Genomic DNA, 6,144 nt, shown 5'->3' on the forward strand with positions numbered 1-6,144 from the left:
AGGAGGAAACATGCTGCGCCTGCGCCAGATAGCCATGGTTGCGCCTGATCTTGCTGCGGTGGAGGCCGAGGTTGGCCGCATCGTGGTTGCCGATGTCTGTTACCGCGATCCGGGGGTGGACAAATACGGGCTGCACAATGCGCTGTGGGCGCTTGGCGGCACCTTCCTCGAGGCGCTGGCCCCGTTACAGCCCGATACCACCGCGGGCCGTTACATGACGCGGCGCGGCGGAGCGACCGGTTATATGGTGATCCTGGATTCGGACGATCTGGCTCCGGTGCGTGCCCGGTTGCCGGGGCTGGGCGTGCGCCTCGCTGAAGACCTGACGGTGGGCGACGCGGCGCTCCACGCCACCGCGCTGCATCTGCACCCGCGTGACACCGGCGGTTGCCTGCTCTCCATCGACGCCCACGGCCCGGACAGCGCGATGCTGGGCAGCTACATGTGGGCCGGCAGCGCCTGGCACGCCCACGCCAGCGCCGACCTGACGATCACCAGCGCAGTGATGACCTGCGATGACCCGGCGGCCACGGCGGCGCGGTGGGGCACCATTCTTGACCGGCCAGCGGCCCGCAATCAGGCCGGCTGGCGCATCACGCTCGATCAGGGCGCGCTTGATTTCACTGCCGTCGCCGACCAGCGCGGCGAAGGGCTGGCCGCAATCCGCATTGCCGGGCTTAAAGCCCCTGCCCGCACCTGCGGCCTCGATTTCCTCCCGGAGAATGACCAATGAACACCTACGACAGTGGCACCGAAGACCTGCTGGCCAGCGTCACCGATGGGGTGTTGACCCTGACCCTCAACCGCCCCGCCGCACGCAATGCGCTGTCGCGCGCCATGCTCGATGGGCTGGCGCGGCTGCTGGGCGAGGCGGAGGCTGATCCCGCCATCGGTGCCATCGTCATCACCGGCGCCGGCGGTGCGTTCTGCGCCGGCGGCGACGTGAAGGGCATGGCAGCGCGCAACGAAAGTGGGGAGCCGGAACCCATCGATGGCGCAATCGCCCGCCAGCGCCGCAACCACCGCGAAACCGCCGGGCGGCTGCACACCATGCCCAAACCCACCATCGCCGCCATCCCCGGCGCTGCCGCGGGTGCCGGGCTGAGCATCGCGCTGGCCTGCGATCTGCGGGTGATGGCCGATACGGCGTTCATGACCACCGCTTTTGCCAAGGTCGGCTTTTCCGGCGATTATGGCGGCACCTATTTCCTCACCGCGCTGGTGGGCGCGGCCAAGGCGCGGGAGATGTATTTCCTGTCCGACCGGGTCGACGCTGCCGAAGCCTTGCGGCTGGGCCTGACCAATCGCGTGGTGGCGGCCGATGCCCTGCTCGCCGAAGCCCAGGCGCTGGCGGCGCGGCTCGCCGCCGGCCCGCGTGTGGCCTACCGCTACATGAAGGAAAACCTCAACCGCGCGTTTGCGGGCGGGGACATGAACGATTGCCTCGATCTGGAGGCCACCCACCATGTTCACTGCGGCCTGACCGAAGACCACAAGGACGCCGCGAAAGCGTTCGTGGAAAAGCGCATACCGGTGTTCCGGGGGCGCTAAAGCAGCCCCAGCCCGCGGGCAAAATCATCGACCGCGTGCGCGTGCCGTTCCGGCGCTTCCTCATGCGCCAGGTGACCCAGTCCCGGCAGGCCGTGGTGCTGCGCACGGGTGCCGCGCGCGGTCAGGCGCTGCGCCACGGTGTGGCTGGTGGACGGCGGCACGGTCTTGTCGCGTTCGCCGTGGAGCAGCAGCACCGGGCAGTTGATCTGCGCAATGCTGCGCTCGATGGTGTCAAGATCCCAGTGCGCCATCAGCGAAAGTGCGCCGGCGGTGTGATCAGCGTTGCGGAACAGCCGTTCATAATGCGCCACCTGTTCGCGGCTGGAGCGCGAGCCGGTCCAGCGCTGGAGCAGATCGGGCATCGATTGGAAGCGGGTGGAGAAGGAGAACAGCGACGGCATGAACGGGTTGACGAACAACGCTTTTGCCAGCCCGGGAAAGGCCTTGCCCATGCCGACAAAGGGCAGCAGCGCGCCGCCCAGCGAGATCATGCCCTGCGGCTGCACATGGCCGCCCGCCGTGAGCATGAAGGCAATCGCCGCACCCACGCTGTGGCCCAGAATCAGCGCCGGCTGCACATCCAGTTCCGCCAGCAGCGCCGCCAGCGCCCTGGCGACATTGTCCGGATCGGGCGCGTTCAATTTCTGGGTGAAACCATGGCCGGGCAGATCGGGGATGATGACGCGGAAATGCGGGGTCAGCAGCGGCGCGAGGCCGGCAAAGCTGTGGGTGGTTGCGCCGGTGCCGTGGATCAGCAGCAGCGGCGGCGCATCCTGCGGGCCAGCGATCTGCACATGCCATTTCAGGCCGCCAGCCGTGACAAACTGGCTCCATTCCTTGTGCGGCACATGACGGCCATCGGTATCCCAACGCATCAAAAATTCCCTGTCGATGCCGCTTTGACGGCCGCCACCACTGATTTGGCATCCACACGCGGCAACGTCACCAGCCGCGCGCCCATCGCGGCAGCCAGTTCCGCCCCCTGCGGGCGCGGGCGCGGCGAGCAATCGATGAAAACTGCCGCTATGCCGCTGACCCGGTAAGCGCGGGCCGATGCCAACGCTGCATCCTGCGGGCTTTGCACCGTGCTGCCGCCCACGTTCGCGCGCCCATCGGTAAGCACCACCACCAACGGCGAACGGCCCCGGCCGCGCTCGGCTTCGGCAACCTTGCGGGCCAGATCGAGGCCCGCCGCAATGGGTGTGCCGCCGCCGCCGGCCAGCGCTGCCAGTTCTTTTTTGGCGCGCGGCAGGCTGCGGGTGGGGGGCAGTGCCAGCGCGGCTTCCGTGCCGCGAAAGGCGACCAGCGCCACCTCGGCACGCTTCACATAGGCCTGTGCGAGGAGCAGCTCCACGGCGCCCTTGGCTTCGGCCAGCCGGGCAAACGCCGCCGAGCCGCTGGCATCGACGGCGAAGATGGTGGTCGATTGCGTTTGCGCCACAAAGCGCCGGATGCGCAAATCGTCGGAGCGGATGGCCAGCCGGCCATCGCCCCGCGCCGGGCGCAGTTTCTGCCACGGTGCCGCGGTCTTGATGGTTTCAATCAACGCCAGCCGTGCGCCGCGCCCCGGCATCCCCGGCCGCACCCCCGCCGGGCGGCCGCTGGTAATGCTTTTCTGCTTGGCACCCGACGATCCGCTGGCCTTGGGCGCCTTTGAAATGGTGCCGGCCGCCAGCGCATCGAGCAGGCCGGGCGGCAGCGCGGTTTGCGCTGCATCAATAATCATGTCCGTGGGATCGATTGGCGGCGGTTCCGGCTGCTCCTGATCGTTACCCTGATTGTCGTCGCTGAGCGGCGGTGGCGGGGGCTCTTCGGGTGCCGGCTGGTCATCAGGTTGCTCTTCCGGCGGCGGCGGTTCTGCCTCGGGCGGCGGCGGCAGCCGTGTGGCGCGCGGGCCAAGCACCAGCGCGGCGGCGGCAGCCATGTCGGCTTCGCGCAAGTGCTCGGTATCGTCCGGGCGACCATCAGCACGGGCATGGGCGCGGGCAACGCGCACCGCCATGATCGGCGCGCGGACGGATGCGATGCCCAGCGCGGCCGCCGCCACGGCCAGCGCGGTTTCTGGATCTTTGGCGATGGCGCCGGGCTGCGCCAGCAGTGCCAGCGGCGGCGGCGGCGCTTCGCCGGCCACCAGTGCCGCCATGTCCAGCCGCACGGCGTTCAGATCGATGTGGATGGCCAACCGATCGACCAAGCCCGGCGATATGCGCTCCCGCTCCGGATCGTCCGGGTCGCCTTCATCGAACAGCACCAGCGGCGGGCAGCCATCATCGATGGCGGCGGCCAGCCGGGCCGCAAGTGCCGGGTTCAGCCGCTCTGCCATGGGCACCACCAGCGCCTTGCCCTGTGCATCAGCAAGGATGCCGGCACGGTGGACGGGTTTGCCGCTGGCCAGTGTGGCGGTGAGATCAAGCCCGCCATCCAGGGCTTCGGCGTCCGCGCTGGCCGGCAGGCGGCGGCTGGCGATCACGAGGCCCAGTGCATCGGCCCAGGCATCGCGCACCGGGCCGGGGCGGGCGCGCAGCAGGATGCCGCCGATGCCGCCTCCGCCTTTTTTGGCCTGCGCGGCAGCAAGGATATCAATAGCGCCGAGCGCCAGCGCCCAGCGTTCGTCTGACGTGCCGCTTTCCCCTTCCGGGGTCATGCCGGGATCAGTTCCGCCAGGGCACGGGTGATGCGGGCGGTGGAGCCGGTGTCGTCCAGCACATTGCGGCGCAGGCGGTGGCGCAGCGCCATGGTGGCAACCTCGGCGACGTGATGCGGCCGTACATGCTTCTTGCCGGCCAGTGCCGCTTGCGCGCGGGCGGCGCGCAGCAGGGTCAATTCGCCGCGAAGGCCATCAGCACCCACCGCCGAACACAGCCGCGCACCCAAGCCAAGCAGCTCGTCTTCAACCTGCACCTTTGGCAGCAGCTTGCGGGCCTTGGCAATGGCTTCAAGTGTGTATTGTTCGCTGCCCTGGAATTCCGCGACGAAGGCGACCGGGTCCCGATCGAAACGGTCGCAGCGCTTCACGATCTCGATTCGCTCGGCGATGTCGGTGGGGGTGCGCACATCCACCGACAGGCCGAACCGGTCGAGCAGTTGCGGGCGCAGTTCGCCTTCCTCAGGGTTGCCGGAGCCGACCAGGATGAACCGCGCCGGGTGGCGGATGGAAAGGCCCTCGCGCTCGACGACGTTGGTGCCTGAAACGGCCACATCCAGCAGCAAATCAACCAGATGATCTTCGAGCAAATTGACTTCGTCGATATACAGAAACCCGCGATTGGCCTTGGCGAGCAGACCGGGTTCGAAGCGCTTTTCCCCGGTTGCCAGTGCGCGCTCCAGATCGAGGCTGCCCACCACCCGGTCTTCGGTTGCGCCCAGCGGCAGATCCACGAACGGCACGCTGGTCTCTTCGATGCGCTTGCCGGCCCGTTCGCGGCAGCCTTCGATGCACGGGCTGCGGTCGTCGGGGGCGCAGCCATAGCGGCAGCCGGGTACCACTTTCATCGGCGGCAACAGGCCAGCCAAAGCACGGACGGCGGTGGATTTGCCGGTGCCGCGATCGCCGAACACCATGACGCCGCCCAGCCGCGGCTCCACGGCGGCGAGCAGCAGCGCCTGCTTCATCTCGGCTTGGCCAACGATGGCAGTGAACGGAAACGGGGTGCGCGCAGGGGATGCCATGGCCGCTTGCCTTAAGGGGCGGGCTGCCTTGCTGCAAGACGCTCCGGCGACAAATGGCCCGGTGCAGTCGTGGCAGGCGTTCAAAAGTAAAACCCCGCAGCGCCGGCCGGCACTGCGGGGTTTTTCATGGCCGTTGCCGAGATCAGAAATCCTTGCGCAGGGTCACGAAGAATTGGCGCGGCGAGGCGGGCAGCAGGGTCTGGTTGTCACCGGCAAAGCCGAAGCCGTTGGAGCCGATGGTGGCAACATAGCGGCGGTCAAACAGGTTGCTCACCGTGGCTTCGATGGCCAGTTTGTCGAGCATGCGGTTGTCGCTTTGCAAGCGGTAACCGATCTTGCCGTCCACCACGACGCGCCCGCCAACCGAACGGTCGTTGGAGTAGGTGAAGTAGCGGCGCGACATGGCGTTGGCATTGGCGCGGCCATAGAATGAGCCGTTGTCATAGGCCAGTTCCAGGTTGCCGATGCTGCTTGGGCTGTCGACCACGGTCTTGCCGCGGATTGCCTGCACAACGGTGCCGGCGGCGTTGACCACATCATCGCGATAGGTGTTTTCGTTGTAGGCGTAGCTGGCGGTGACGGTGAAATACTGCACCGGTTCCCAGCGCAGGCCCAGTTCCACACCCAGCGAGCGCACATCGCCAACGTTGGACAGCAGCGGGGCGTTGCCAACGATGCCCGGGCCCTGCGGGATGGCCAGCAGGCGGTCGGAGAAGTTGACATAATACGCAGCAAGTACGCCGGTCAGCGAGCCTTCACCAAAGCGGAAGCCCGCTTCAAAGGTGCTGGTTTTTTCCGGGCTGAGCTGGCTGGAGATCACGCCGAAACCCGCAGCCGACGTCGCAAACGGGCCGGTGGTGGCCGCCGCCACGAAAGCGCGCTGATTTTCGGTGTAGTTGGCAAAGATTTCGTTGCCGCCGCCCA

General features: G+C 67.7%; 6 protein-coding genes. 2 read left to right on the forward strand and 4 right to left on the reverse strand.

The window, feature by feature from the left end; genetic code table 11:
* The coding region (locus ACESL8_RS09820) for a VOC family protein (RefSeq protein WP_372918301.1) at positions 1–733 on the forward strand (733 nt) is incomplete at its 5' end.
* Positions 730–1,551 (forward strand): enoyl-CoA hydratase-related protein, encoded by an 822-nt coding sequence (locus tag ACESL8_RS09825; RefSeq protein WP_372918303.1) that lies wholly within the window; start codon positions 730–732, stop codon positions 1,549–1,551. The genes ACESL8_RS09820 and ACESL8_RS09825, both read left to right, overlap by 4 nt.
* Here the strand turns inward: ACESL8_RS09825 and bchO are convergent.
* The 4 genes from bchO to ACESL8_RS09845 form a co-directional block, all read right to left on the reverse strand.
* The gene (gene bchO / locus ACESL8_RS09830; RefSeq protein ID WP_372918305.1) at positions 1,548–2,426 is read right to left on the reverse strand and encodes an alpha/beta fold hydrolase BchO; all 879 of its coding nucleotides are present in this window, start codon (positions 2,424–2,426) and stop codon (positions 1,548–1,550) included. The two genes, ACESL8_RS09825 and bchO, sit on opposite strands and share 4 nt — an antisense overlap.
* Positions 2,426–4,195 (reverse strand): VWA domain-containing protein, encoded by a 1,770-nt coding sequence (locus ACESL8_RS09835; RefSeq protein ID WP_372918307.1) that lies wholly within the window; start codon positions 4,193–4,195, stop codon positions 2,426–2,428. The genes bchO and ACESL8_RS09835 overlap by 1 nt, the downstream gene beginning before the upstream one ends.
* Positions 4,192–5,220: a magnesium chelatase ATPase subunit I gene (bchI, locus tag ACESL8_RS09840; protein ID WP_372918309.1), complete on the reverse strand. Its 1,029-nt coding sequence runs from the start codon at positions 5,218–5,220 to the stop codon at positions 4,192–4,194. The genes ACESL8_RS09835 and bchI overlap by 4 nt, the downstream gene beginning before the upstream one ends.
* A gap of 142 nt (positions 5,221–5,362) precedes the next feature.
* The coding region (locus tag ACESL8_RS09845) for a TonB-dependent receptor domain-containing protein (RefSeq protein ID WP_372918311.1) at positions 5,363–6,144 on the reverse strand (782 nt) is incomplete at its 5' end.

Source organism: Sandarakinorhabdus sp. (genome assembly GCF_041689835.1).
In the GTDB taxonomy this organism is placed as follows: domain Bacteria; phylum Pseudomonadota; class Alphaproteobacteria; order Sphingomonadales; family Sphingomonadaceae; genus Sandarakinorhabdus.